Below are 25,260 nucleotides of genomic sequence, written 5' to 3'. Positions count from 1 at the left end.
GGTTACCGCCCTTGCTACCGAGCCAACCCATTGGAGCTAGTCTCCATTAATTAATGCACACGACTCCTCTCAGTTCGTTCATTGAATCAGTTTCAACCTGTTCCCAGTCTGCTACTGTGTCAGCGGTTTTGCGCCTTCTGAATCAAGCGAGCTGCGAGCGATTAGTCGTCGTGAATGAAAGAAAACAACCGATTGGCTTGCTCAATTGGCCTGTTCTAGTTTCTTACTTGGGACGGGAGCAGTCGCTGGACGGAGTAGAACCGAGTGCGATCGCAACACTCAATCTGCATCAACCTATATCAGCAGTTGATCTACCGATTATTACGCCGTTATTAACCTTACCTGCTGCTTGGAGCTTGAGTCAATTCTGGTCTCATCTAAAGGCAGCAGAGCCGCCTGCTGAGGCTTGGGCTCTAGTAGATTTAGCGGGAGAGTTTCTAGGACTACTGAATTATTCACGGCTTTTGCAGTTATTGGCTCCCCTACTTACCCCTGGCGCTGAGGTCATACCCAACAGCCCTACAGCAACCCACGTCACCGCCACAACTGCAAGAGAATTGGCCGAGCCACCTGTAACTCCATCGGCTACCTCGGCACCCATACAGCCTCTAGCTCTCTTGATCCGACTTCTAGAGCAGATCCCTTTGCCTTTGATGGTGCAAACTAGCACAGGGCGAGTTTTACATCACAATCAATGTTGGCAACAGCAAATTGGGGAGCTTTCGGAGCTAACAAGACTTAGACAAGCGGCTGGAACGATCCTTAACACTACAGTAGATTCTCCGCTTGCTGAGTTTGGCGGTTCGCCCAACCAGCACTCTCAACCGAATACTCCAGAAGTTGATCCTGAGGCATGGCCACAGTCCGCTACTGGGACTAACCAACCGAACCATTCTCCCACTTGGCAGCGATCGCCTACGGTTCGGCCCCAAGATGTTGCAGGCATAACCAACAAGGCCAAGGGTTGGGGTGCAGCAGAGCGATCGCTTTCCACACAACTCAACCAACAGATTGGTCGCATGCGATCGGGCAGTGCCAAGTTCCGCCAAGCACATCCTGGCGTCACTTTGCTCAATCAACAAATGTTGTCTTCTAGAGCCCAACCGGGAACTCCCTTGAAGCTACAGCAAGCATCTTTCGCCAAATGGCCCTCTAAGGCTTCCTCTAGCACTACCTCATCTGAGCAGCAAGCTGGACTGCTGTCATTCTTTGCCTCTTCAATCGCGCAATATCACTGTCAAGTAGGAGCAGCAGAGGATAGTTGTATTTGCACCTGCCCGACCGACAACGGTCAAGAGCGGATTTGGCAATTTAGTAGAAGTCTGCTTGATTTATCGACTTGGATTGGGGATCAGCCAAACGAGCAGCAACCACAGCGCGTTCCAATAGCCACCACCTCGACTTCACCGTTTCAACTTGCAGACCTAGGCACAAGCCCTGTTGGTACTTTGGGCCAGTCGCCCCCTGCGCTACCAAGCTTCTCACCTCAGGAAGCTTTATGGTTGGTGCTAGCTCAAGACCATACAGACCAACAGGTCAACCGCACTTTAGCCGCGAAGAATGCTGATTTAGTCCAGCTCAACCTCTTAAAAGACGAATTTTTGGCCTGTATTAGCCACGAGCTAAAAACTCCGCTAACCGCGGTTTTAGGTTTATCTAATCTCTTGAAAGATCAGGTGCTAGGCCCTCTAAATGAGCGTCAGGCTCGTTATGCCAGCCTCATCTATCAAAGCGGACGGCACTTGATGACGGTGGTCAATAACATCTTAGATTTGACTCGGATGGAAACGGGTCAGCTAGAGCTAGCGATCGCGCCTGTCAGCCTTAAGTCAACCTGCGATCGCGCTCTTGAACAAGCGTATCAACTGCAATTTCCCGAAGAAAAAGCCTTAGTTGAGCACATGGTCGAAGCACCTTCAATGGTGCCCTGCACTCTGGAGATTGAGTCTGATCTGGAGAGCATTGTGGCCGATGAAGTGCGTTTGCGACAGATGCTGGTTAATTTGCTATCCAATGCTATCAAGTTCACTGAGGTTAGTGGCAAAATCAGCTTGAAAGTCAGCCGTTGGGAAGGCTGGGTTGTCTTCACCATTTCCGATACAGGCATTGGAATTGCAGCAGACAAGCAGCACCTAATTTTTCAAAAATTCCAGCAGCTGGAAAATCCCTTAACTCGTCGTTTTGAAGGGACAGGATTGGGGTTAGCCATCACCCAGCGATTGGCTCGACTGCATGGAGGGGATGTCACGTTTATTTCAAAAGAGGGCGAAGGGAGCCAGTTTACCTTACTGCTACCGCCAAGCCCTCCCCAACCAACCCTAGGTGTGCCATCGCGCGATAATTCCAGCCACAACCGCTTGGTGTTGATTGTAGAATCGGTGGCTCAATTCATTGAAGGATTAGCGGATGAGCTGACTAGTCTAGGCTACCGAGTGGCGATCGCCCGCTCTGGAACCGAAGCGCTAGAAAAAGCTAGACGCCTGCAACCCTGTATTGTTTTTCTCAATCCCTTACTGCCACTTCTTTCGGGTTGGGATGTGCTGACTCTATTGAAGTCGGATGCAGAAACTTACCATATTCCAGTCGTGATCACTGCGACCAAGGCTGAACAAGCTCAAGCAGCCCGTTATCAAGCTGATGGTTTTCTTTGCTTACCCATTCAGAGCCAAGCCCTACAAGATCATCTGGCTCACTTGACCACCTCAGTTGCCAACTTAGACTCAACTTCGCACCCAACTCGTAGATTAACGGTGCTTTATTTGAGTAGTGTTGAAGCTTCTATGCCATCAGACTTAATGCAGCATGGCTTAGGGCAATCAACTTCATCGCCCTCGATCTCAGCGCCCGAAGCATCTAGCCCCTTAAACCCAGCTTCCAGAGTCATCAGCAGGCTCAGCAGCTTACTCCAGCAACATCACCACCGCATTTTAGAAGCAGATGATCTCGAGCAAGCTGAATTGTTAGCGCGAGTTTGGCGGCCTGACGTTCTCTTAATCGACCAGGCGATCGCTGAGTTGCCGAGCTATTTCCAAACGCTAGCTCAACAGACTGCTTTAGCCTCCCTACCGTTAGTGACACTCACCAAAGCCGCTACCCAAGCCGCAAACCAAGTACCAGGTTTATCTGTTTTTCCTTGTTTAGCTGCTCCCAATTTTGACTTGGCCACAAATTCGGACCCAACTAATTCAGAAGCAGCCGCTTTAATGCAGGCAATTCAAGTGGCTGTCGGGCTCAACTGGCAACCTAGCGTTTTAGTGGTGGACTTGTTACACCTGCCCGATTTAGTCACAGCTGCTGCCAGGTCAGCCCCTGAACTAGCAGCCAATCTTTCAACCACGCTCAAGGATGCAGATTGGTTACAAGCTTTAGTGCAATATCTGCAAACAGCAGGCTTACGGGGGCTCCATAGTCACTCATGGGCGGAAGCGCTACGACAGTTAAAGCATCAAAGCGCTGATTTGTTACTGATTTGCCTACGAGGTCATCGCACTTCGCCCGTGGTGCTTCAGGCCCTAGAAACTCTCAATCAACTACAGTTGCCAATTCCCATCTTGGTCCTTGATCAACGGCAGCTTGCGAACCAAACACCACCCTGTACTGAACCCAGTTTGTTAGAAGCCGCAGCAATGACAAACATGGTGGACATGACGGATATGGTGGAGCTGACCACAGTTTTAGGGGCGATCGCAACTCAGATTCTCCCCTCGACCCTACCTGTAGAAGAGTTGTTAGAGCAAATTTATCAAGCCCTGTCCCAAGCTCACCAAGTTGCTGATTAACTGCTATCGAGCAGCGCGAATTAGTAGCCCCCCACCTGCGGTCAAGCCTACGAGGATCGGTAACCAGCCGGCTAAAAAGGGGGAAAATGCTCCTGTTTCACCTAAGGCATTACTCACAAAAGCAATTAAATAGTAGCCAAAGATAATCAAGATGCTAATGCCAAAGCCAGTAGACGTATTAGTACGACGACTGGTAGTGCCTAGAGCCGCCCCGACCAGACCCAACGCTACGCAGATGAATGGAAGAGCTAGTTTCTCTTGAATTCGTACCCTATACTTACGAATCTCTTTCTTCTCATCCCCTTTCTGCTCCAAAAGCGCCAAGCGTTCTTGCACCTGAGCAATATTCATTTGATCTGACTTGCGCTTTTTATTCGCTAAATCTAGAGGCGCACGAGGTAAGCGGAGTTGGTGGCGCTCAAACTTGAGCAAATTTTGCGACGAGCCATCCGGTGCCACAATGTAAATGGTGCCATTGGCAAAATCCCAGGTGCTCTGCTGCGCATTCCACACCGCCGATTCGGCTTCCACAATTTGATTCAACTCTTCTTTTGAGAAGTCAAGAATAGTCAAATTTTGCATGCGCTGACCATCGAAGTCATGGGCATAAAAAATGCGAGCCAGTTTTTTCCCCGAAAACTCTTGATAGAAAATATTTTTCTCTTGAAATGCCAGCTTATCTTGGCTTAATGCCTTTTCTAATAAAATTTCTCCCTGATAGTTACTGCTGGGAACTACCAACTCGTTGAGGAAAAAAGTCATGCCAGTCGCAATCAAGCTGACCAGCAAAGCAGGCACCATTAGCCGATAAACGCTGACTCCGCAACCCCGCAGCGCCACAATTTCGCTATCCCCCGATAGACGACTGTAAACCATTAAGGTGGCCAGCAAAATTGACATGGGAAACGAGAGGGTGACAAAGTTTGGCACCTGGAGCAAAAAGATCTGTATAGCCGTCGCGAAGGGAATCCCAGCATCTGTAATCTTCTGCACCAAGTCAAAGAAGACCCCTACTGCTAAACCGATCGCCGAGAAAGCGGCTACCCCAAATAAGAAAGGTGGCAGCAATTCTGCAATGAGATAGCGGTCCATGATGGAAGGCTTTAAACCCATCCCAATGACTCCTTGCCCTTAACTTTCAGGTGAGATGTAAGTAAGAATTTTAAGTAATGTGGCAAAACAAATTGAGGGCGATCAATTTCCATAGGGTCGGGGGTAAGGCTGAAGTAGGTTTTTCGCTCGGTAAATGTAAAAGACTTGGACGATCGCACCCCCCCGCCGAATCGGGACATCGGCAATTTTTTCGATGCTGCTGAAGTAGCCTTGGTATTTCGCCAACCCAGTTTTGCCCTGGAACCGCTCAGAGGTAATGTAGAGCGCGTCTCTACCAACCCACTCATTTGGCTTGGACCAAAAAGCAAAGCCGCGCAGATCTTCACATAAACAACCAATGGGTTTAGGTTCCAGAGGCTCTAAAGCCATCGCAATCTGTCCACCTAAGAAATAGCGATTGGTAAAGATAAAATCAGTCTCTTGCAAAGCTGCTCGTAGCGTGGGGTTGTCGGCGAAACCTCGACGTAACTGCTGCACATCTACTAGTTGTGTAGAGGAATCTTCCTTAGGAGACCACATTCCCCCCAAAAAAGCATAATTGCTGGTGGTTTGAGCAATGCCAAACGCCACGTGCAGCAGCGCAATCAACATCAAAGTAATGATGGTAGTCCCAGACCCAACTAGCCAACGTTGAACGGCGCGCGGAGCTTGCTTCTGCCATAGAGCCGCTTGATAACCCAACAGTAAAGTGGCACCCCAAAATCCTGGCATCGGCCAAGTTGGCAAAATCTGCTGATAACCGCCAATCAAGGTAAACACCAAGATAACGGGCAAAGACATCCAAAGAATAAACCGCTGTTTGCTATGCAAATTGAGATCAATCCCAGATTTGCGTCGCCAAGGCTGCATAATTTGTTTGCCCGCCTGACGCAGCGTTACCCACCACAGAGGAAAGCCAAAGGTGGGAAATAGGTAAGCAACTCCGAGCAAAAAGGTACCGAGGAGAGCCAGTAGATCGTACTGATCCCTGGGAACCGCTCGCCCAGATTGGAACCGAAATGAAACCCAATCTCGCTGCCAATTCCACACAAGCATGGGGGAAAGAGTGACAGCAAACAACGCTAAACCAAGACCCATCCAAGGGGAAAAGAGGGCTGAGCGATGGCGATCGCTGGTTAAGCAAAACCCAACTAACCCGAACCCCAGTAGAAATCCGTGATACTTGCCTAAGCAGGCCAAACCGACCAAAACACTAATCAACGCCAATCGCCAACTGGGCCGATAGCTTTCCGGAACCCGAAAAAATTCCCCAGCAGCGACATAGAGGGTGGCTGCCCAGAAAAACATCAGCGGCGTGTCGGGCACAGTCAAAGTGCCAAAGCCTACCTGAAAGATGGGAATGGCAGTGGCGATCGCCAGGGTTAGGGTGGCCACTTGTGCAGAGAACAGCGTGGCACTAGTTAAGTACAGAAAAATCAAGGCTCCGGTGTAAAGGAGCAACGTCCCAATCCGGATCGTGAACTGGGAAACTATCCCTGTAAGCCAAGGCCCGAACCCAGTGCTAAGAGCCACCAGCAGCGGATGGTCAAAATAGCTCCAGTCTGGGTGGAGCACATAAAGATAGTAGTAAGCCTCATCAAAACCAGGATAGAGCCAAGCTGCAATCGTGGCTCGTACCAATAATCCCCCGACCAGCAAAAAAACTACCCACTGATTTAACCGGGAAGTTAGCCACTTTTGCGCTGCTTGCATCATGGCTGACCTGTTTTAGGAACCCGAATCAGTTGATAAATTCCAGATTGAGCGATCGCTTGATATTGCGTAGGCTGCAAACCCGATCTGATTAAAGCTCTTTGCGAAGTAATCACTAAGGCAGAACCTGGAGCCGTTGATTGGGCGATCGCTTGCTGAATTTCGGGTGCGGCTGTTTCCGGGTTCATCAAGAAATTGACGGGTCGCTCTGTATAAAACACCAAACTAGGCTTGTGAAACCCGCGCACGATCATTAGTAGCGGTTCCTGGGGCTTTTCCGCCTGGACGGCAGCCGCCGCCATTTCTCTTAGGGGTAACTGCCGTTCCGCGTCCACAAGGAAGGACATAGGAGTCACGAACCAGAGCAGAAATGCCGCAAACCCAATCAAACTAACGCCCCAAAACCATTGTGCTTGCCGTTTTAGTAACAGGAGAAGCCCAGCGATCGCGCTAATTCCCCAAATAATTGCGCCCCAATTTGCTAAGCCTGCTTGTTCCATCCGTAGCCCCAAGTTAGGCATCGTCGGGTCATCACTCAACCAGTTAGGGCTATAGAAACAAGCGGCTGCTAGCAAAGCAAATAAAGCGATCCCCGCGATCGTGCTGAGCTTTAAGCTGCGTGATTGTTGCTGCCCAATTTCCGCTTGGGCAATTTGCTCACTCCACCACAGCGCCACCAAAATCGCAGCAGCAGGCATGGAAGGTAGCACATAGCTGAAGTATTTCGTAGCAGCAATCGTGAAGAACCCTAAGACGACTGCAAACCAAACGCCAGCAAACAACCCTAAATGAGTTGAGCGGGGTTGCTGTTGCCAAGCTCGACGTTGCCAAAATTGCAGACGGGCGATCGCGGCTGGCAAAAACACTGACCAAGGCAAAAAGCCAACCAGCACAATCAAAAAGTGAAAATACCAAGGGCCGCTGTGCTGATTTACCACGCTCGTAAAGCGCTCTACGTTGTGGTAGCCAAAAAAAGAGTCAATGTAGGCTTGCCCGTTAGCCAAAATCACCAGCACAAACCAAGGCACACTTAACCCTAAAACAATCAAAGCCCCCCAGCCGAGTCGGACTTCCCGCAAAACTGCTTTGAAGTGACCGACATAGAGCAGGAAAGCAGTGACGATCATCCCAGGCAGCACCGCTCCGACAGGCCCTTTCGTCAGCACCGCCAGCCCAATCAAGACATAGAAAGTCAAATACCAGCGAATTTGAACTTTGGAGTTTTCGGTATGGGCATATCCCAGAAAAAAAGCTAGCAATGAGCCACTCATACAAAGGCTCAGCAGCATGTCCGAGTAGCCCGTCCGTCCAAAAAAGAACGTGTAGGGGTGCAGCGCTACCATTGTGCCCCCCAGCCCAGCCGTCAGCCACAGTTGCCACTCTCGTCCAACGTCACTAGTCTGCTTTGGTGCTGTTGAAAACTCTAATGAGCAATCTGGTAGCTCTTGAGCCTTAGATTTTGAGAATCTATGGTGCCAGCCAAACTGACGCAGCGTATAAAAGCAAAAACAGCTCAAGGCAAATCCTGCCAAGGCTGAGGGAAGCCGAGCCGCCCATTCATTCACCCCGAAGGCTTTAAAGGCGATCGCCATCAGCCAATAAATCAGAGGCGGCTTATCGAAGCGAGGCACTTCATTAAAAAAGGGCGTAATCCAATCGCCTGTCACCGTCATCTGGCGTGCAGCTTCCACAAACAGTGGCTCGGTTTCATCAATTAAGCCAATGCTGCCCAAGTGCCCAAAAAATGCAATCCAGCCAATCAACAGTAACCAAGCGATCGCCAAAGCCCAAATGAGCGCTGAACCCTGCTTCTCGTCACGCTTCAACAAATCTGCAATACGGCGGCCCACACTCAATTTCATCCAAAATGTCAACAAGGCAATACTAGGGACGACAGAACTGGTTTTTAAGTTCTCCAGTATTATCATCCCATCCATCAACCTAAGACTTCAGCTTCTCAAGCGATCGCAGACCGTAGCTGCCTGAGATTCACTAAAGATTGACTCAACGTTGTAAGCTTAATTGCCACTCGGAGTTTTGGTCATTCCACAGGGGTTGGTCAGTTTCGCCGATGACATAAGGTCCCCAGTAACGGCGTGATCCATCTTGGGCAAACGCCACCAAAACATCTCCCTTTTTCAGTTGTAAACTTCCTTCTGGCAGGGACAAAGCTAAACCCTGAGCGCTGCCCTCGCCGGGAGCAAAATCCCAATGAGCCGGTTGGCCGTAGACGGGTGCCTTACCAGTAGGCGCTAAGGAAGCTTGGGCAGAGCTGGCTAGAGATTGTTGCGCTAGCAGAGCGACCCGAACTGGATGATCGGTGGTGTTACTCACTCGCAAGCCGCCAGGATTAGGAGTCGCATTCAAGCGAGCCGGGCTACTGTTAGCAGCAACTTGGGTTGGAGCTGTACCCTGCTGAACGCGGGGATCAGCCTCCGGAGAGGACACAATAGGATTACCTGTAGTCGATCGCATGGCGACTTCTGTTGCCGACTTCTGAGTCAGTGGAGCGGCTGCTGAGACCACAGAGGCATCTGGTCCTACAGGACTAATCGAAATCCCTACTTCCAGCCAACCCAAAGCTAAAGCCGCTGCGCCCAAAACTAACCCTGTCCCCGCGATCGCAGCTATCGGATAGGCGATCGATTTCATCTGCTTGTTCACTTGCCCCCGCTCCATGGTGTGCCCCCTACCCCAGTCATCGAAAACTCTTACGTTGGAATTTATTACGCCACTAAACGCTGCAACACTGGTGCCACAAATTCATACCATCCACCTCGCTCCCCTGTTTCAGGCAATCTGCACCTGCACAGGAGTTATATACTTTGTCACTAAGATATTTTTTTGAGATTCTGCCGCATCACCCTTTTGGAGCCTGCGTCATTTATGCAAAACACCCGCCTAAACAACCTCGTAGATGGAGTGCTAGGTCAGTTGGGACGGTGGTTGCGTAACCCTTGGCGACGGCTATCGCTGCTGGTAATCAGCGTTCTCTTCGGTATCTTTCTCGGCACAGCCATTCCAACTACAACCGGACAAGCAGCCACATGGGACATTGTCGCAGCCGCAATCTTGATGGCGTTGACAGAAGCAATTAGCCGAATTGTTTACAGCAATCGTCGGGGGGCAACGCAATCACTGCTGCTAGAAGCCCTGAACGCCACTAAGCTTGGCTTAATTTATGGCATGTTCATTGAGGCTTTCAAGATTGGCAGTTAAATCGAATTAGTCGTGCTTAAAGGTATGCAGCCATCAGATTCATCCTTGAACCTCATTCTGCAAAACTGGGCGATGGGACAAGCACCAACCCCGGTCCTTCAGCAGCAACTAGAGACTTGGCTTTTAGCAGACTCATTGAGAGCGAAAGCCTTTGGCATCAACTCTACCAATGTCAGCCAGACTGTCAAGGTGCGATCGCACCTGCTTCAAGGTGTTTATCCAGCGATCCAACAGTTTTGTCAGCACACCTTTTGCCTAGAATCTGACTTTCTAGTTCCTTTATGGAATTTATGGCTGCCCTTGGCTTTAGAGCTAGCAGTAAGCCATCAAGCGTTAGGCCGCCCCTTCATCCAGGGAATTTTGGGTGGACAGGGAACAGGCAAGACTACTCTAGCTACGATCTTGACCTTGCTACTTAGCCACTTAGGGTATCGCACCCTTAGTTTTTCGCTCGACGATCTGTACAAAACTTATCCAGATCGGCTACGCCTAAGAGCCGAAGACCCTCGCCTCACTTGGCGTGGCCCACCGGGAACTCACGATGTGGATTTAGGTTGCATGGTTTTAGACCAGCTACGCCATACTGACCCGTCCGCTTCGATTCAAGTTCCTCGGTTTGATAAATCTGCGTTTAATGGAGCAGGGGACAGAACCGTACCACAGGTAGTCAAGGATGTGGCAATTGTGCTGTTTGAAGGTTGGTTTGTCGGGGTTCGCCCGATTGACCCAGCAGCATTTGCTACCGCACCATCTCCGATTGTAACCGAAGCAGATCGTGAGTTTGCGCGAGATATGAACGTAAAACTGCAAAATTATTTACCGCTCTGGTCAAAACTCGATCGCCTGATGGTGCTGCATCCTACTGATTACCACTTAAGTCAGCAATGGCGACGGCAAGCCGAGCAGCAAATGATTGCGGCTGGCAAAAGCGGCATGAGCGATCGCGAGATTGATCAGTTTGTCGAATATTTCTGGAAGGCGCTGCATCCTGAGCTATTTATCCAACCCCTGACGCGCGATCGCCGTTACGTTGATTTAGTAGTTGAAGTTAACCCCGAGCATTCACCTGGAACTGTTTATCGACCTCAAGACCTCGCTCCTGAAAGTCAAAGTGTTACTGAGGCTTAACCCCGTTCACACCTACCTCGGCAAGTAACAATCTGTGAAGCGATCGCCAATAATGATCTCCAGGGAAGATTGCTTTCTTTTCCCTTGCTTCTAAGCTGCCACTCAAACCGAGCCATTAGACAGCAGCAGTCACAGAACTTAATTTGAGCCTTGATCCCCGCCATCGCAAAAGGTCTCAAGTTTCGGGTGGAGAGCGCGATCTCTGGAGGTAAAATCTGAAAGAGCGATCGCCTTTGCTAACAAATCTAAAAAGCTGCTTTAACTCACTGTCATTTTGAGATTAGGAGAAGAGAAGTGACGTCTGAATCTATAAACTGTGCCGAAGCTTGTAAGAACGGTTGTGTCCTTGGGGATCGATGCCCAAACTTGGAGTACAAGGAGGCAGCGACAAAGTTTATAGCCAATAACTCACTCGATAAAATGCTGGAAATTGCCGAGGAACGTGCCCGCAGGAGAGTGAGTGAGCCCCCTCAATGGGTTTTCCCAGATTTCCCAACAGAATAATTTCTAATTTTGAGAGTTCAAAAAGGCGATCGCTTTGAGTGTAGAGGAGCGATCGCCTTTCTTACTTAATCGCTTTTTAAGGAGTTGGCTCTACTGCCTGGTAAACCGTTTTCCAGGATTGAACAGTGCCCTTACCAATTTTATTTTTGACCGTCGAGCCGTTACCTGCCAAAGTAACTCTGATTACAACTTCCTCGTCAGGGGCGCTTCGTAAGGCTTTTGCCAACTCAGGGGTCACTGTAAATGTACTATCTTCGCCCTCTAGCTTGAAGACCTGACTCCCTAACTTAATTTCTAGCGCTTTGCCAACTAGAGACGAGTCCATCACATTGTTACAAGTTAAAAACCCACAAGAGCTAGTCTTCTTGTAAGGGAATACAGCAATTTTTGTTGGGGTCCATTGGGTGACGACGCCCGACTCCCGCCCAGTCCAAAAAGCGCTGCCAGAATGACTCTTATCAAATACAGCTAGATATTCGCCATCAAACTGGTCACGGACAATTACAGGCTCTGACCAAGGAATGTCTGCTTTGGGCGATCGCCAGTCTTGATCAACGTTGACCACTCGCAAATTTGCCTTAGTAGTCGCTGCATAACTGTTAGTGCTTTGTGAAGGCGTTCCTTGACCTACGCACTGAGAATTTTGTGGAGATTTGCGGCACAAGACATCTGTTACGGTCTCAGCCATCGCTCCTTGTGGCCCTGTAGTGAGTAATAAAGCACCCACACTAGCACCCAACAAAATCAAGCTTGATGCCTTTAAAACATCCATGTTGCTCACTGTAGTTTCCCTGATTGCAAATTTGTGAATTCATGATCAGTACCTACTAGCTCTGCTGAGAGAATTACGCAAATTTCAATTCCCTCGGCTAAAAGGAGCCTAACTGTGGCAATCTGAGAGGTAGAGAGAAACACTTACTTGTCTTGGTCTAGAAGCCAGCCATCAGCGTATGCAAACCCTGCCCACGCCACCTACCACCTCCGATCCCTCCAGCCAAACCTTTGTTGACACCACCATCCAGCGGCGCAAAACCCGCCCTGTCCAGGTTGGGAATGTCACGATCGGTGGAGGTGCCCCAGTCGTCGTGCAATCGATGATTAACGAGGACACCCTGGATATTGAGGGTTCAGTTGCCGCGATTCGCCGCCTCCACGAAATCGGCTGCGAAATTGTGCGGGTAACGGTGCCTAGTTTGGCCCATGCTTACGCGCTCAAAGACATTAAACAGAAATTAGCAGAAACCTATCAAGCTGTGCCTCTGGTGGCTGATGTGCACCACAACGGCATGAAGATTGCCCTGGAAGTGGCTAAGCACGTCGATAAAGTCCGAATTAACCCAGGGCTGTACGTGTTTGAGAAGCCGAAGAGCGATCGCACCGAATACTCCCAAGCAGAATTTGATGAAATCGGAGCCAAAATTCGCGAAACTCTAGAGCCGCTCGTGATTTCTTTACGAGATCAAGGCAAAGCCATGCGGATTGGAGTCAATCATGGCTCTTTAGCTGAGCGCATGCTATTTACCTATGGCGATACCCCCGAAGGCATGGTGGAATCCGCGATCGAGTTTCTTCAGATTTGTGAGTCGCTGAACTTCCACAATTTAGTCATTTCCCTCAAAGCTTCACGGGTTCCGGTCATGGTGGCCGCTTACCGCTTGATGGTGAAGCGGATGGATGAGTTGGGCATGAACTACCCCCTTCACCTGGGAGTGACTGAAGCAGGGGATGGCGAATATGGTCGGATCAAGTCCACCGCTGGCTTAGCACCACTTCTGGCAGACGGCATCGGCGATACCATTCGCGTCTCGATCACAGAAGCCCCCGAAAAAGAGATTCCGGTTTGTTACAGCATTCTGCAAGCTTTGGGTTTGCGGAAGACGATGGTGGAGTATGTCGCCTGTCCTTCCTGCGGTCGTACCCTGTTTAATCTTGAAGAAGTTCTCCACAAAGTTCGCGAAGCAACCAAGCACCTCACAGGACTTGATATTGCCGTGATGGGCTGCATTGTTAACGGGCCTGGTGAGATGGCTGATGCTGACTACGGCTATGTCGGCAAGCAACCTGGCTATATTTCTCTGTACCGAGGTCGGGAAGAAATCAAGAAAGTTCCGGAAGATCAAGGGGTGACAGAGTTGATTAATTTGATCAAAGCGGATGGTCGGTGGGTTGATCCTTAAATCAGGCATGGATTTTCTTCTTGGGTTGAGGCTTGCGAAATAAAGTTGTTATAGTCGTTCTATTGGCAAGGCTTTAGATTGAAAACCAATGAGATTCAGTCTGAGTCCTGAGGGTGTGAGGTTCTAACCAAAGCTGCTCGGTTAGACAGATTTCTTCAGCACAAATGCACGCTGTACCTTTTCCAGACCAATCCCTTCCAGCTCAGTAGGCGTATGGACATGACAAAACGCGGGCTTGTTTTAGGTGCAACAGCAGTTGCACTCACTGCTGTCAGCATCACTGGAGCTGGCATTCATCTATCTAAAAGTCAAGCCTTTTTTCGCGAAAGTCCTAAAGAAATAGTTGACGAAGTCTGGCAGATCATCGATCGCACCTATGTAGACGGTACGTTCAATCGGGTTGACTGGAAGGCAGTTCGCAGCCAGTACCTAAACCGCTCCTACAGCAATAAAGAGGAAGCCTACAAGTCTATCCGGGAAATGCTGAAGCAGCTGAACGATCCCTACACCCGGTTCATGGACCCGACTGAGTTCCGTAACATGCAGATTGATACCTCTGGTGAACTCACTGGCGTGGGTATCCAGTTGTCTCAGGATGAGAAAACCAAAAAGCTGGTGGTTGTGGCTCCGATTGAGGATACGCCTGCGGCTAAAGCTGGAGTGCTTGCCAAGGACACAATTCTCAGAATTGATGGAAAGAACACCGAAGGGATGGATGTCGATAAGGCTGTGACCTTGATTCGCGGTCCTGTTGGTTCTCAAGTCACCCTGACCGTTTTGAGGGGGAAAGAGGAATTAGAGTTTCGGCTGAAGCGCGATCGCATTGAAATTCACCCGGTTAAATACACCACTCAACAAGCGCCCAACGCCAATGTTGGCTATATTCGTTTGTCCCAATTTAGCCAAAATGCTTCCTTGGAGATGCGAAAAGCCATCCAAGATCTAGAGCAAAAGCAGGTGGATGGCTACATTCTGGATCTGCGCTCTAATCCTGGTGGTCTGCTCTACTCCAGTATTGAAATTGCCCGCATGTGGTTAGACGACGGCGCGATCGTCTCTACGGTCAATCGACAAGGCGAAACAGACCGGGAAAAAGCCAATCGTCGTGCTTTAACAAATAAACCCCTAGTTGTTTTGGTAGATGGAGGTTCCGCTAGCGCTAGTGAAATCCTGTCCGGCGCTTTGCAAGACAATGACCGAGCCGTTTTGGTGGGGACGCAAACCTTTGGTAAAGGCTTAGTTCAGTCAGTGCGAGGTCTGGGCGATGGTTCCGGTTTAGCGGTGACGATTGCCAAATACCTCACGCCTGACGGTGTTGATATTAACAAGCATGGTATTGCTCCCGATGTGGTCATCGAACTCAGCGATACTCAGCGAGAAGAACTGAGCCGCGATCGCGATAAGGTAGGCACTGAGGCCGATCCGCAATACGCCAAAGCCTTAACAGTTCTGACCCAAAAAGTTGCAGCTCAAAAAGGTACCCGTGCAGAATCCAGCACGCGGTAAGCAGTAGGGTGAGTCACGGCTCACCCCAAATCAGTTTCTAGTTCTTGGCTTTAGACAGGTTGACACTTACCCGCACGAATTAGACCCACTCGACGGGCGATCGCTTCAGTCTGCGATTTGAATGGTCCCCATTGTGGCGCTAAATCTGTAGACTGTGCTTGAGACTGCTTGGCTTCAATCTGAGCCGCAGACCAAACCTCGCAAGACCCATTAGATTGCTTGACGACAAACCAAGCTTCTTCGTCACTCATCCAGACCCTCCCAGTTAGCTCCAGTGGACCGTCATCAAAACATGCATGCCATCCACTATAGGCTAGGGTGCTTGACATGAGTGAAGTCCCGTACACGCTGTAGATAAGTTTCCGGGTCTTCCATCATCGGAAAATGAGCAGTACCAGGAATGAGCGAATATTCCACTTTCTCACTCAAGTTGGCCGCCTGCTGCCCCATCGACGCCGGGATGATGATGTCATGCTCCCCTGCAATCAACAAAGTAGGAACCGTTAACTTAGCAAACTCTTGCGGCATTACTTCTGTTGCTTTTTTGCTCACTGAAGTAAAAATGGTTCCAAGCGCAGCTTTGTAATCAGCTAAGAGAAAATCCTCTAAAAAAGCTTGGCTAATGGCATCTGGCAAAGGTTTGTGTAAGAACCGCGCCATAAACATGCGGTTGGCAAAGGGAATTTTAGCCAACCAACTGGGGCGGAACTTAACGACATAGCCACCGAAGCGATAAAAAGCACTAAACGCTTTTTCGTCGTATTCAAAGATGCCACTACAGGTCAGAATTGCCCGCTCTACAAACTGTGGGTAAAGATTCAGGAAAAAGACCGCGATCGAAGCTCCCATTGAGTGAGCATTCAGATAAACTCGCTCTAATCCCAGCGCTCGCAGTAAAGCAGCTAGATCATCGGCATAGCTTTCCAGCTCATAGATTAAATCTTCAGTACTCTCAGCTGCTTGCAACAGTTCTGTTTCAGCTGTCACTGTCTTGTCTACACTTTGCTGTAAAGTTGCTTGTTGATTTTCTGAGCCTGGTTGCTGATCAGCGGGTAAACAGGAACGACCAAACCCTCGGAGATCGTAGAGGAGACAATCGAACGTATCTGAGAGCGCTTGAGCTGTACTTTCCCAATACCGAGCCGAACCACCCCAACCATGCACAAAAACCATGATTGGCTTCCCAGAGGTTTTAGAGTGGTCCGACGTACCAATCCACTCATAGTAGTGATTAACACCACGAATTGGAATATAAGGCATTGCTCAGCAGGTTTTAAACTCCAGATTGAGATTACAAGTTTTTGGCTAAAAAACCTACTACTCAAGCGGCTACATGTATAGCTGACCTCACTACGCAGACTCAGGCTTAGGCAAAGAAGAGGGATGCAGCAGTAACTCAGCAGTTGAGCGTTTCTCCACCATCTCTTTAGTGATCGTGCAGCGTGTCACATCCTTGCGGGAGGGTAGCTCGTACATCACATCTAGCATCAGTTCTTCTACAATGCCTCGCAGCGCTCTGGCACCAGTTTTACGCCGATAGGCTTCCTGCGCGATCGCCCGCACAGCTTCTTGCTTAAATTCCAACTGGACATTGTCCATCTTCAGCAACTTCTGGTACTGCTTCACCAGAGCATTGCGAGGCTCGGTCAGAATCTCAGACAGGGCATCTTCATCCAGCGGATCGACCACTGCCACCATGGGTAAGCGACCGATAAATTCTGGAATCATGCCGAACTTGACTAAGTCATCTGGCTCCAAGTGGCGCAGGATATCTGCGGTTCGCTTATCTTTCGATTGACCATCACCCGCCTGGATGAAGCCAATCGACTTCTTACCAATCCGCTGCTCCACTGTTTTGTCAAGACCAACGAAAGCTCCACCACAGATAAACAGGATGTTGCTAGTATCAATCTGGATGCAATCTTGATAGGGATGCTTACGGCCTCCTTGAGGAGGTACATTCGCAACTGTTCCCTCTAGCATCTTCAGCAACGCCTGTTGCACCCCTTCACCGGAAACATCACGGGTGATCGAGGGGTTCTCGCTTTTACGGGCGATTTTATCAATTTCATCAATGTAGATAATGCCCCGCTGGGCTTCCTCTACATCTAAGTCCGCAACTTGTAATAGGCGCAGCAGAATGTTTTCCACATCCTCGCCTACGTACCCTGCTTCGGTTAGCGTTGTGGCATCAGCGACCGCAAAAGGCACATCCAGAATCTCTGCCAACGTTTGAGCCAGCAGAGTTTTGCCACACCCAGTAGGACCAATCAGCAGAATGTTAGATTTTTGCAATTCTACAGGGTCGTCAGTCGGCTTGGCACTTCCCTTAGCTTGAATGAAGCTGAGGCGTTTGTAGTGGTTATACACTGCGACAGATAGCACTTTCTTGGCTTCATCTTGACCGATGACGTGCTCATCTAGGTGTTTTTTAATTTCCCGAGGCTTAGGAATCTGAGTCAGCGAGAGACTAGAAGCACGAGTGCGTCGCTTCTCTGCCGGTTGCTCACGCCGAGGAGTTGGCTGAGGAGCTGCTGCACTAGAGTCAAACAGCTCCTCATCCAGAATTTCGTTACACAAGTCGACACACTCATCGCAAATGTAGACTCCTGGTCCGGCAATCAATTTGCGAACCTGCTCTTGAGACTTGCCACAGAAGGAACATTTCAGATGGGAGTCGTACTTAGACATAACTGCCTCATGATTTCAGTGCGGTGACAGCCTCTCCCGGAAGGGGAATGTTCTGCCTAGAAATAACTTGATCAATTAAACCGTAGTCTTTTGCTTCAACTGCCGACATAAAGAAGTCGCGCTCAGTATCCGCTTCAATCCTCTCTAAAGGCTGATTTGTATGACCAGCCAATAGCTCATTCAGCTTGCGCTTGTGATATAGAATTTCTTTGGCTTGAATTTCAATGTCAACAGCTTGACCTTGCGCTCCACCTAGCGGTTGGTGGATCATAATGCGGGAACTAGGCAGTGACATGCGCTTGCCTGGGGCTCCGCCTGAGAGTAAAAAGGCTCCCATGCTAGCAGCCAATCCAAAACACATAGTCACAACATCTGGGCCAATATGCTGCATGGTGTCATAGATTGCCATACCAGCCGTAACGGAACCACCTGGCGAGTTGATGTAAAGCTGAATATCTTTCTCTGGATCTTCTGCTTCTAGAAACAGGAGTTGAGCCACGATGGAATCAGCGACCGCGTCATCAACTGGCGTTCCTAGGAATACAATGCGCTCCCGCAAGAGCCGTGAGTAGATGTCAAACGCCCGCTCACCCCGACCAGATTGTTCCACTACCATCGGGATGACGTTGCTGGGGCCAGTAGAAGCAACGTCTAGCAAGTTCAGGCTGCTGATAGGGGAGTAAAGGGACTGAGATACCAACATAGGGGCTAAGAACTGAAGTTCAGGACTGTGACATCAACCAAACAGTTCGAGCGTTTATTTACGGACCTTTAGGAGCACACACTCTTGAGGAAAGCCGTAACGCTTGTATCTGTTATATGCGATCATTATGCCTCAACTCATCTAAGACTGGCTGTAGGTGAGGGAGAAATGCACGAGAAACCCGCTTAATTACGGCTAGGTAGCTAACCAGTCATTCTATCGGCTAGAGCCGTAGAGTGAGTTTAAAGTGATCGCTCCCTCAAGAAAATTTACGTAAGACTACTCACTAGCCTCTGTTTCTGCTGGAGCAGCAGTTTCCAGTTCAGCCGTAACCTCTGCTGAAGCTAGCTCCTCGCTTTCCTCATTCTGAGTGAGAGAACCTTCGGGTACAAGTTCAATCGTGGAGCGCTCTTCTAGCCACTTGAGGATTTTTTCTTTCAACAAATCTTCTTCAACCACGGTTCTCAAACGATCGTGGTCGATGTCGCGATCGCTGTATTGCTCCATGACTTCTTTGATACGAGTCTCGATCGCTTCAGGTTCGACCTGAATGGACTCCCGCTTCGCTACTTCGCCTAGAGCCAGTGTGCGCTTGATCCGAGTAACGGCTTCGGGCTGCGATCGCTCTCGCAATTGAGGAATCATGTCTTGGGTGAACAGCCGCTTGATATCCAGCCCTTGGTTTTGTAACTCAATCGCGGTTTGGGTCAACATGTAGTCAACTTCGCGATCGATCAAGGTCATGGGCAAATCAACCTCAATTTGCTTCAGTAACTCACTGATGATCGCTTGTTCCTTATTCGCGTCGGTTTTGCTGTCAGCCTTCTTTTGGAAATTGGATTCGATCGAAGCACGTAACTCCGCCAAAGTTTGAAACTCACTGACTTCTTGAGCAAAGTCATCATCCAAGGCGGGCAGTTCCTTTTCCTTCAGCTCTTTTACTGTGATGGTAAAGACAGCAGGTTTATCTGCCAGATCAGCTTGCGGATAATCCTCTGGGAACTTGACTGAGACTTCTCTGGTTTCTCCTGGATTCATGCCGACCATGCCGTCGATAAAACCAGGAATGAATCGGCCTTCCGACAACTCGACCTGGAAGTCTTCAGCTTGGCCGCCAGGGATTTCAGCGGCTTCTTCTTCAGCGCCTTCTTCAGCTACTATGCGACCAGAAAAGTCCACTACAGCTGTATCACCCAGCTGGGCAGCGCGGCCTTCAACTGGAATCAGAGTTGCCAATTCAGCCCGACGCTCTTCTAAAACTTTATCGACTTGCTGAGGGTCGTACTCTGCTTTTTCTGCCTGAACGTTAAAGCCAGTGTATTGGTCTAGCTTCACTTCTGGCTGCACATCTACAGCAGCAGAGAAAGTAAGGACAGAACCAGGTTCATACTGTTGCACCAAGTCCTCGAATGAAGAGCGCAACTGGAAGTTACCGATCGCATCGATTTTTTCTTGTTCAACGGCTTGACGGACACCGTTTTGAACCAACTCTTCTAGTGCCGCAGCCTTCATGCGACTAGAACCAAAGCGCTGAATCAATACTTGACGGGGAACTTTGCCTTTCCGAAACCCAGGGATATTAGCCGAGCGAGTAAACTCTTGCAGGACCTGCTCGTAGGCTTTCTTGGACATGTCTGGTGGAATTTCGATTTCCAAACCAATCTGACTGGCGGGAAGTTTTTCCTGGGTAACTTTCATTGGCTCTGCAGTTTTTAGACAACTAAACTTTCTGGTTCAACAGGGATTGAGGTTTGTGATACAGTGCCCTAAAGCACAGGTTTCCTTGAGCAATCCCTGACATTAAAGGTCAGCCCTTGGCCCAGCAACAACTTGATTACTGTAGGCATTAAGTACTCCGGGCATACTCAGGGCGATCGGTATGACTTAGCTTTCACAGGACTAATCACCTGCTCTATCACTTAACCTAAGGTCAGGGCGAAAGAGCTCAGTTCAGCAATTCGGGGAAATTTCGCTTGACTGCAATTAGCTATCCTAACCGATCCTAACCAGCCATGAACGAGATGAATTAAATTTGATCTAAAGTTCATCTGGGCTGTTCTTTGGCAGAGTAGCACTCAAATGCACTCAATGACTTTAGTGCTCTTGCCCCTCAGTCCAGTCTCCGTATTACTACAGCTAGCTTTGACCAGCAGCGATCGCACCTCAGAGCACAAAGTTAAGCGGATGAAACCCAGTCTTATGCAAAGATCTTAATTGAGGAGTGCTGAAATTCCTGCTTAGACAAGGTGAGCTATTTTTCAGTCCGAACAAAATCCGTTAAGATGTTGAAACCTCAATTTTTGAGACTTATCACCAAGAAAACGTCTAGATTCATGATTTAACCTCATCTGAATAAATCCTAAACAAAAGAAAATCTTATAAAAAGCCTTGTAAGCTAGCAGATCCAACAGCTAAAAATCCAGCAAAGTTAGCCAACCGACTCTTAGATTTACCTGTAAAGACCTAGCTCTAACCTTATATTTCTTCAAATATTTTTTATTCAATCGCAAAAATTATCGGTATCACAGGAGGCAATTAATTTGGGTCAGTCTTATAAAGTCGCTATTTTGGGAGCAACGGGTGCAGTTGGGACGGAACTCATTGAGTTGTTGCAAAGTCGCCAATTTCCAGTCTCCGAGCTGAAGCTACTGGCTTCTCCTCGGTCGGCTGGACGCACCCTCACCTTTCAAGGCGAAGAATTACCCATCGAAGCCGTCGGCGAAAACTCATTTGCCAATGTAGATTTAGTTCTAGCTTCCGCTGGAGGTTCGATCTCTAAAGCTTGGGCACCCAAGGCAGTGGCAGCAGGAGCAGTCGTGATTGACAACTCCAGTGCTTTTCGCATGGACCCCCAAGTACCATTGGTCGTTCCAGAGGTTAATCCGGACGCTGCTGCTAGGCACCAAGGCATCATTGCCAACCCCAACTGCACTACTATCTTGATGTCAGTTGCCATTTGGCCATTGCACCAAATTCAACCCATTAAGCGGATTGTGGCAGCTACTTACCAATCTGCCAGTGGCGCGGGTGCGCGGGCAATGGAAGAAGTTAAAACTCAAGCCAAAGCAATCTTGCAAGGTGAAACTCCTACTAGTGAAGTTTTTCCTTACCCGCTAGCTTTTAACTTATTCCCGCACAACTCTAAGCTGACTGATCAGGGTTACTGCGAAGAAGAGTTGAAGATGGTGCATGAAACTCGCAAAATCTTCGGTGCTCCCGATCTCAGAATCACGGCAACTTGCATACGGGTTCCCGTACTCCGGGCTCACTCAGAAGCGATTAACCTAGAGTTTGATGCACCTTTTGATGTGGCTCAGGCTAGAGAATTGTTGAGCCAAGCGCCTGGGGTCAAATTAGTTGAAGATTGGCAAGCTAATTATTTCCCGATGCCCATTGAAGCGAGTGGCCGTGACGAAGTTTTGGTGGGTCGAATTCGTCAAGACTTGTCTCATCCCTGTGGGTTAGAACTTTGGTTGAGCGGAGACCAGATTCGCAAAGGAGCGGCTCTTAATGCAGTGCAAATTGCTGAATTACTGGTTGCAAGAAATCTGCTTCAGCCTGCGGCTCCTGCCTTAGCGACTTGATGAGGACAACTGCTGACTCACAGCTAAAAATTCCTGACCTATTCATCATGAGGAGAAGTTGAAAGAGCGTGGTAGATTTTGGACGCGTTCTCACTGCGATGCTCACGCCATTTAAAGCAGATGGCACTGTTAATTATTCTGTTGCAGAGCAACTAGCAGCTTATCTAGCCGATAATGGAACAGATACCCTGGTTGTGTGTGGCACTACAGGCGAATCTCCGACTCTCAGTTGGGATGAGGAGTACGAGCTGTTTCAGGTAGTGCAAAAGGCAGTCGCAGGCAAAGCTAAGGTAATGGCAGGCACTGGCTCGAATTCTTCCCAAGAAGCGATCGCTGCCACCCAAAAAGCCGAGAAGCTAGGCTTAGACGGGTCTTTGCAGGTTGTGCCTTACTACAATAAGCCACCCCAAGAAGGGCTCTACCAACACTTTAAGGCGATCGCACAAGCAAGTCCTGATCTACCTTTAATGCTCTATAACGTGCCAGGTCGGACGGGCCAGAACCTACAACCCGAAACCGTAGCCCGCTTAGCTGAAATTCCTAATATTGTGGCAATCAAGGAAGCCAGTGGTAACGTAGATCAAGCCAGTCAAATTCGACGATTGACCCCTCCAGAATTTACAATGTATGCAGGGGATGACTCTTTGACCTTACCTTTGCTCGCTGTAGGAGCTAAAGGTGTTGTCAGTGTGGCTAGCCATATCGTTGGCCCAGAACTGCAACAAATGATTCAAGCGTTTGAACAAGGACAAGTTCAGGCAGCCACACAAATTCACCTGCGCCTCTTTCCTTTATTTAAGGCTTTGTTTTTGACGACAAATCCAATTCCTGTCAAGGCAGCTATGAAACTTCGAGGTTGGGAGGTAGGTCCTTCCCGGCTACCGCTCTGTGATCCACCCGCCGATGTTGTCGCAGCCTTGAAGACCGTTCTCGCTGAGTTGGCTCTGCTCTAGCACCTTGGCTGAGCTGAGTAGGGCGAGCGCCCTGAAGTTTCTAGACAACTAAATATTCTAACCACACCCTCTCTGAATCACTGTAGTTCTAGCAAATGTCTTGATATTCCATTACTCCCTTTGAGCAAGGCTATTTCTTGACAAACATTTGATTCTAGAAAAGTTTTTGACCCGCCATGAGCCTCCAGTGCAGTTAGCCATTTTTTCGACTTTGCACCGCTTTACTGGCCTATTCATCAACTCTTTTGCCTTAACTACACATTCGTAAAAAACTCGCACTAAGGATACACATGACTCAAACTCAATCAGCTCCTGCTCTCAAAGTTATTCCTTTAGGTGGCCTCCATGAAATTGGTAAAAACACCTGCGTTTTTGAAATCAATGATGAGATTCTGCTGCTAGACGCTGGATTGGCTTTCCCGACTGATGGCATGCATGGGGTCAACATCGTTTTGCCCGACACCACTTACCTGCGGGAAAATCGCCACAAAATTAAAGGCATGATCGTAACTCACGGTCACGAAGACCACATTGGGGGTATTGCCTTTCACCTCAAGCAGTTTGACATCCCTGTCATTTACGGCCCTCGCCTAGCCATGGCTTTGCTCGAAGGCAAGTTAGAAGAAGCAGGAGTCGCCGACAGAACTGAATTGCGTACCGTTCGTCCTAGAGATATGGTGCGGATCGGTTCGTCCTTCTTTGTAGAATTTATTCGCAACACTCACTCGATCGCCGACAGCTATACCGTAGCCCTACACACCCCTGTAGGTGTAGTGATTCACACAGGTGACTTCAAATTTGACCACACACCCGTAGACGGCGAGCATTTTGATATCCAAAAGCTAGCTGAGCATGGTGAGAAAGGCGTTCTTTGTCTGATCAGCGACTCTACCAACTCTGAGGTGCCTGGATTCACCGCTTCTGAGCGCTCTGTCTTCCCAAACTTAGATCGCGTTTTCAGCCAAGCAGAAGGTCGGTTACTCGTTACTACCTTTGCCTCATCTGTGCATCGCATCAACATGATTTTGGAGTTGGCCAAGAAACGTAACCGCTTTGTTTCGGTGATTGGCCGTTCCATGCTGAACGTGATTGCTCACGCGCGGAATTTGGGTTACATCAAGTGTGAAGATAGTTTGTTCAAGCCGCTTCAAGAAATCCGACATTTGCCTCCCGAGCAAGTACTGATCTTGACAACCGGGTCTCAAGGCGAACCCATGTCTGCCATGACTCGAATTGCTAACGGCGAACATAACCAAATCAAGGTGCGCCCCGGGGATACGATTGTGTTCTCTGCCAACCCTATCCCTGGTAACACGATCGCTGTGGTTAACACGATTGATAAGTTGATGATCCAGGGGGCCAAGGTGATCTATGGTCGCGAGCAAGGGATTCACGTCTCTGGTCACGGTTGCCAGGAAGACCAGAAACTAATGATTGCCCTAACTCGGCCTAAGTTCTTCTTACCCGTACATGGCGAGCACCGGATGCTAGTTAAGCATTCTCAAACGGCTCAAAGCATGGGCATTCCTGCCGAAAATATGGTCATCATCAATAACGGTGATGTGGTTGAAGTGGCTCCGGAGAGCATTCAAGTTGCGGGCAAGGTACCTTCTGGGATTGAGCTAGTAGATCGGGCTGGAGTCGTCAATGCAAACGTCCTCCAAGAGCGTCAGCATCTAGCTGAGGATGGTGTTGTTACCGTGGCTGCTACGGTTGGTTGGGATGGCAAATTGTTAACTCAGCCGGAAGTACATCTGCGCGGCGTAGTCACTACCCTGGAGCGATCGCTGCTGCAAAAGCTGATTAACCGAGCCATTGAGAGCGTGTTGAGCGATCGCTGGCGGGAATTTGTGCAGTCGTTAGAAGACGATCAGATTGAAGTCGATTGGGTAGGATTACAAGCGCAGATTGAGTCAGCCGTACAGCGACTGCTGCGACGTGAGTTGCAAAGCAAGCCACTTTTGGTCTTCCTGATGCAAAATCCTGAGAAGCCACCCGCAAAAGTGACCACAAATCGTCGGCGCTCCACTGCCAAGGTAGCTTCCTAGAGGCTGGCCGTTATTTTGCGGGCGGGCGGCTGAGTCGTAGCACTGCATAAAACTACAATTGCAAACCTAAGTAGAGATAGGCGAGGAGCGTGCTTCTCCTATCTCTTTTTTTATGGCAGTCCATTTTGGTGATGACCGTCATAGGCGTATCCTTACGGAAGTC

General features: G+C 49.2%; 18 protein-coding genes. 8 read left to right on the top strand and 10 right to left on the bottom strand.

Going from position 1 to position 25,260, the window contains the following annotated elements:
- Positions 1–170 precede the first annotated feature (170 nt).
- The gene (locus H6F68_RS23590) at positions 171–3,779 is read left to right on the top strand and encodes an ATP-binding protein (protein ID WP_199300259.1); all 3,609 of its coding nucleotides are present in this window, start codon (positions 171–173) and stop codon (positions 3,777–3,779) included.
- Positions 3,780–3,782: 3 nt separating this feature from the next.
- Here the strand turns inward: H6F68_RS23590 and H6F68_RS23585 are convergent, their stop codons facing one another.
- The 4 genes from H6F68_RS23585 to H6F68_RS23570 all read right to left on the bottom strand — a co-directional run bounded on the left by H6F68_RS23585 (position 3,783) and on the right by H6F68_RS23570 (position 9,263).
- Positions 3,783–4,892, bottom strand: a complete 1,110-nt coding sequence (locus H6F68_RS23585; protein ID WP_199300257.1) for an LptF/LptG family permease — start codon at positions 4,890–4,892, stop codon at positions 3,783–3,785.
- A gap of 81 nt (positions 4,893–4,973) precedes the next feature.
- Positions 4,974–6,587: a glycosyltransferase family 39 protein gene (locus tag H6F68_RS23580; protein ID WP_242065623.1), complete on the bottom strand. Its 1,614-nt coding sequence runs from the start codon at positions 6,585–6,587 to the stop codon at positions 4,974–4,976.
- Positions 6,584–8,446 carry a glycosyltransferase family 39 protein gene (locus tag H6F68_RS23575; protein ID WP_190562728.1) on the bottom strand — a complete coding sequence of 621 codons (1,863 nt, stop codon included), beginning with the start codon at positions 8,444–8,446 and terminating at the stop codon, positions 6,584–6,586. The genes H6F68_RS23580 and H6F68_RS23575 overlap by 4 nt, the downstream gene beginning before the upstream one ends.
- A gap of 142 nt (positions 8,447–8,588) precedes the next feature.
- Positions 8,589–9,263 carry a hypothetical protein gene (locus tag H6F68_RS23570; protein WP_199300256.1) on the bottom strand — a complete coding sequence of 225 codons (675 nt, stop codon included), beginning with the start codon at positions 9,261–9,263 and terminating at the stop codon, positions 8,589–8,591.
- A gap of 207 nt (positions 9,264–9,470) precedes the next feature.
- On the opposite strand from H6F68_RS23570, the gene H6F68_RS23565 reads away from it, so the two are divergent.
- Positions 9,471–9,803, top strand: a complete 333-nt coding sequence (locus H6F68_RS23565) for a DUF565 domain-containing protein (protein ID WP_190555393.1) — start codon at positions 9,471–9,473, stop codon at positions 9,801–9,803.
- A gap of 24 nt (positions 9,804–9,827) precedes the next feature.
- The gene (locus H6F68_RS23560; protein WP_190562726.1) at positions 9,828–10,931 is read left to right on the top strand and encodes a glycerate kinase; all 1,104 of its coding nucleotides are present in this window, start codon (positions 9,828–9,830) and stop codon (positions 10,929–10,931) included.
- A gap of 580 nt (positions 10,932–11,511) precedes the next feature.
- On the opposite strand, the gene H6F68_RS23555 is transcribed toward H6F68_RS23560, so the two are convergent.
- Positions 11,512–12,207: a hypothetical protein gene (locus tag H6F68_RS23555; protein WP_190562724.1), complete on the bottom strand. Its 696-nt coding sequence runs from the start codon at positions 12,205–12,207 to the stop codon at positions 11,512–11,514.
- A 178-nt stretch (positions 12,208–12,385) separates the two neighbouring features.
- Between H6F68_RS23555 and ispG the strand changes: the two genes are divergently transcribed.
- Positions 12,386–13,612: a (E)-4-hydroxy-3-methylbut-2-enyl-diphosphate synthase gene (ispG, locus tag H6F68_RS23550; protein WP_190562722.1), complete on the top strand. Its 1,227-nt coding sequence runs from the start codon at positions 12,386–12,388 to the stop codon at positions 13,610–13,612.
- Between the two features lie 213 nt (positions 13,613–13,825).
- The gene (ctpC, locus tag H6F68_RS23545) at positions 13,826–15,118 is read left to right on the top strand and encodes a carboxyl-terminal processing protease CtpC (protein WP_190562720.1); all 1,293 of its coding nucleotides are present in this window, start codon (positions 13,826–13,828) and stop codon (positions 15,116–15,118) included.
- A gap of 50 nt (positions 15,119–15,168) precedes the next feature.
- Here the strand turns inward: ctpC and H6F68_RS23540 are convergent, their stop codons facing one another.
- The 5 genes from H6F68_RS23540 to tig all read right to left on the bottom strand — a co-directional run bounded on the left by H6F68_RS23540 (position 15,169) and on the right by tig (position 20,210).
- Entirely contained in the window at positions 15,169–15,369 is a 201-nt protein-coding gene (locus tag H6F68_RS23540; RefSeq protein WP_190555390.1) for a hypothetical protein, read from the bottom strand.
- Between the two features lie 55 nt (positions 15,370–15,424).
- Entirely contained in the window at positions 15,425–16,378 is a 954-nt protein-coding gene (locus H6F68_RS23535) for an alpha/beta fold hydrolase (RefSeq protein WP_190562718.1), read from the bottom strand.
- A 90-nt stretch (positions 16,379–16,468) separates the two neighbouring features.
- Entirely contained in the window at positions 16,469–17,809 is a 1,341-nt protein-coding gene (gene clpX, locus H6F68_RS23530) for an ATP-dependent protease ATP-binding subunit ClpX (RefSeq protein WP_190562716.1), read from the bottom strand.
- Positions 17,810–17,816: 7 nt separating this feature from the next.
- Positions 17,817–18,512, bottom strand: coding sequence for an ATP-dependent Clp endopeptidase proteolytic subunit ClpP (gene clpP / locus H6F68_RS23525; protein ID WP_190438383.1), 696 nt, complete (start codon positions 18,510–18,512; stop codon positions 17,817–17,819).
- Between the two features lie 279 nt (positions 18,513–18,791).
- A complete protein-coding gene (gene tig, locus H6F68_RS23520; RefSeq protein ID WP_190562714.1) occupies positions 18,792–20,210 on the bottom strand; it encodes a trigger factor in 1,419 nt (472 codons plus the stop codon).
- Between the two features lie 842 nt (positions 20,211–21,052).
- Between tig and H6F68_RS23515 the strand changes: the two genes are divergently transcribed.
- The 3 genes from H6F68_RS23515 (at position 21,053) to H6F68_RS23505 (ending at position 25,097) form a co-directional block, all read left to right on the top strand.
- On the top strand, positions 21,053–22,096 hold the full coding sequence (locus H6F68_RS23515) for an aspartate-semialdehyde dehydrogenase (protein ID WP_190438379.1): 1,044 nt from the start codon (positions 21,053–21,055) through the stop codon (positions 22,094–22,096).
- A 68-nt stretch (positions 22,097–22,164) separates the two neighbouring features.
- A complete protein-coding gene (gene dapA, locus H6F68_RS23510) occupies positions 22,165–23,049 on the top strand; it encodes a 4-hydroxy-tetrahydrodipicolinate synthase (RefSeq protein WP_190562712.1) in 885 nt (294 codons plus the stop codon).
- A gap of 290 nt (positions 23,050–23,339) precedes the next feature.
- Entirely contained in the window at positions 23,340–25,097 is a 1,758-nt protein-coding gene (locus tag H6F68_RS23505; RefSeq protein ID WP_190438366.1) for a ribonuclease J, read from the top strand.
- Positions 25,098–25,260: the final 163 nt, after the last annotated feature.

The organism is Trichocoleus sp. FACHB-262 (assembly GCF_014696035.1).
Classification (GTDB): Bacteria; Cyanobacteriota; Cyanobacteriia; order FACHB-46; family FACHB-46; genus Trichocoleus.
This window is presented reverse-complemented; position numbering and strand designations above follow the sequence as displayed.

Coding starts and splice junctions, on each gene's coding strand:
- H6F68_RS23555 (WP_190562724.1), bottom strand. CDS start 12,207: ATGGATGTTTTAAAGGCATCAAGCTTGATTTTGTTGGGTGCTAGTGTG.
- clpX (WP_190562716.1), bottom strand. CDS start 17,809: ATGTCTAAGTACGACTCCCATCTGAAATGTTCCTTCTGTGGCAAGTCT.
- H6F68_RS23580 (WP_242065623.1), bottom strand. CDS start 6,587: ATGATGCAAGCAGCGCAAAAGTGGCTAACTTCCCGGTTAAATCAGTGG.
- clpP (WP_190438383.1), bottom strand. CDS start 18,512: ATGTTGGTATCTCAGTCCCTTTACTCCCCTATCAGCAGCCTGAACTTG.
- H6F68_RS23565 (WP_190555393.1), top strand. CDS start 9,471: ATGCAAAACACCCGCCTAAACAACCTCGTAGATGGAGTGCTAGGTCAG.
- tig (WP_190562714.1), bottom strand. CDS start 20,210: ATGAAAGTTACCCAGGAAAAACTTCCCGCCAGTCAGATTGGTTTGGAA.
- H6F68_RS23585 (WP_199300257.1), bottom strand. CDS start 4,892: ATGGGTTTAAAGCCTTCCATCATGGACCGCTATCTCATTGCAGAATTG.
- H6F68_RS23505 (WP_190438366.1), top strand. CDS start 23,340: ATGACTCAAACTCAATCAGCTCCTGCTCTCAAAGTTATTCCTTTAGGT.
- H6F68_RS23575 (WP_190562728.1), bottom strand. CDS start 8,446: ATGAAATTGAGTGTGGGCCGCCGTATTGCAGATTTGTTGAAGCGTGAC.
- H6F68_RS23570 (WP_199300256.1), bottom strand. CDS start 9,263: ATGGAGCGGGGGCAAGTGAACAAGCAGATGAAATCGATCGCCTATCCG.
- ispG (WP_190562722.1), top strand. CDS start 12,386: ATGCAAACCCTGCCCACGCCACCTACCACCTCCGATCCCTCCAGCCAA.
- H6F68_RS23540 (WP_190555390.1), bottom strand. CDS start 15,369: ATGAGTGACGAAGAAGCTTGGTTTGTCGTCAAGCAATCTAATGGGTCT.
- H6F68_RS23535 (WP_190562718.1), bottom strand. CDS start 16,378: ATGCCTTATATTCCAATTCGTGGTGTTAATCACTACTATGAGTGGATT.
- ctpC (WP_190562720.1), top strand. CDS start 13,826: ATGGACATGACAAAACGCGGGCTTGTTTTAGGTGCAACAGCAGTTGCA.
- H6F68_RS23560 (WP_190562726.1), top strand. CDS start 9,828: ATGCAGCCATCAGATTCATCCTTGAACCTCATTCTGCAAAACTGGGCG.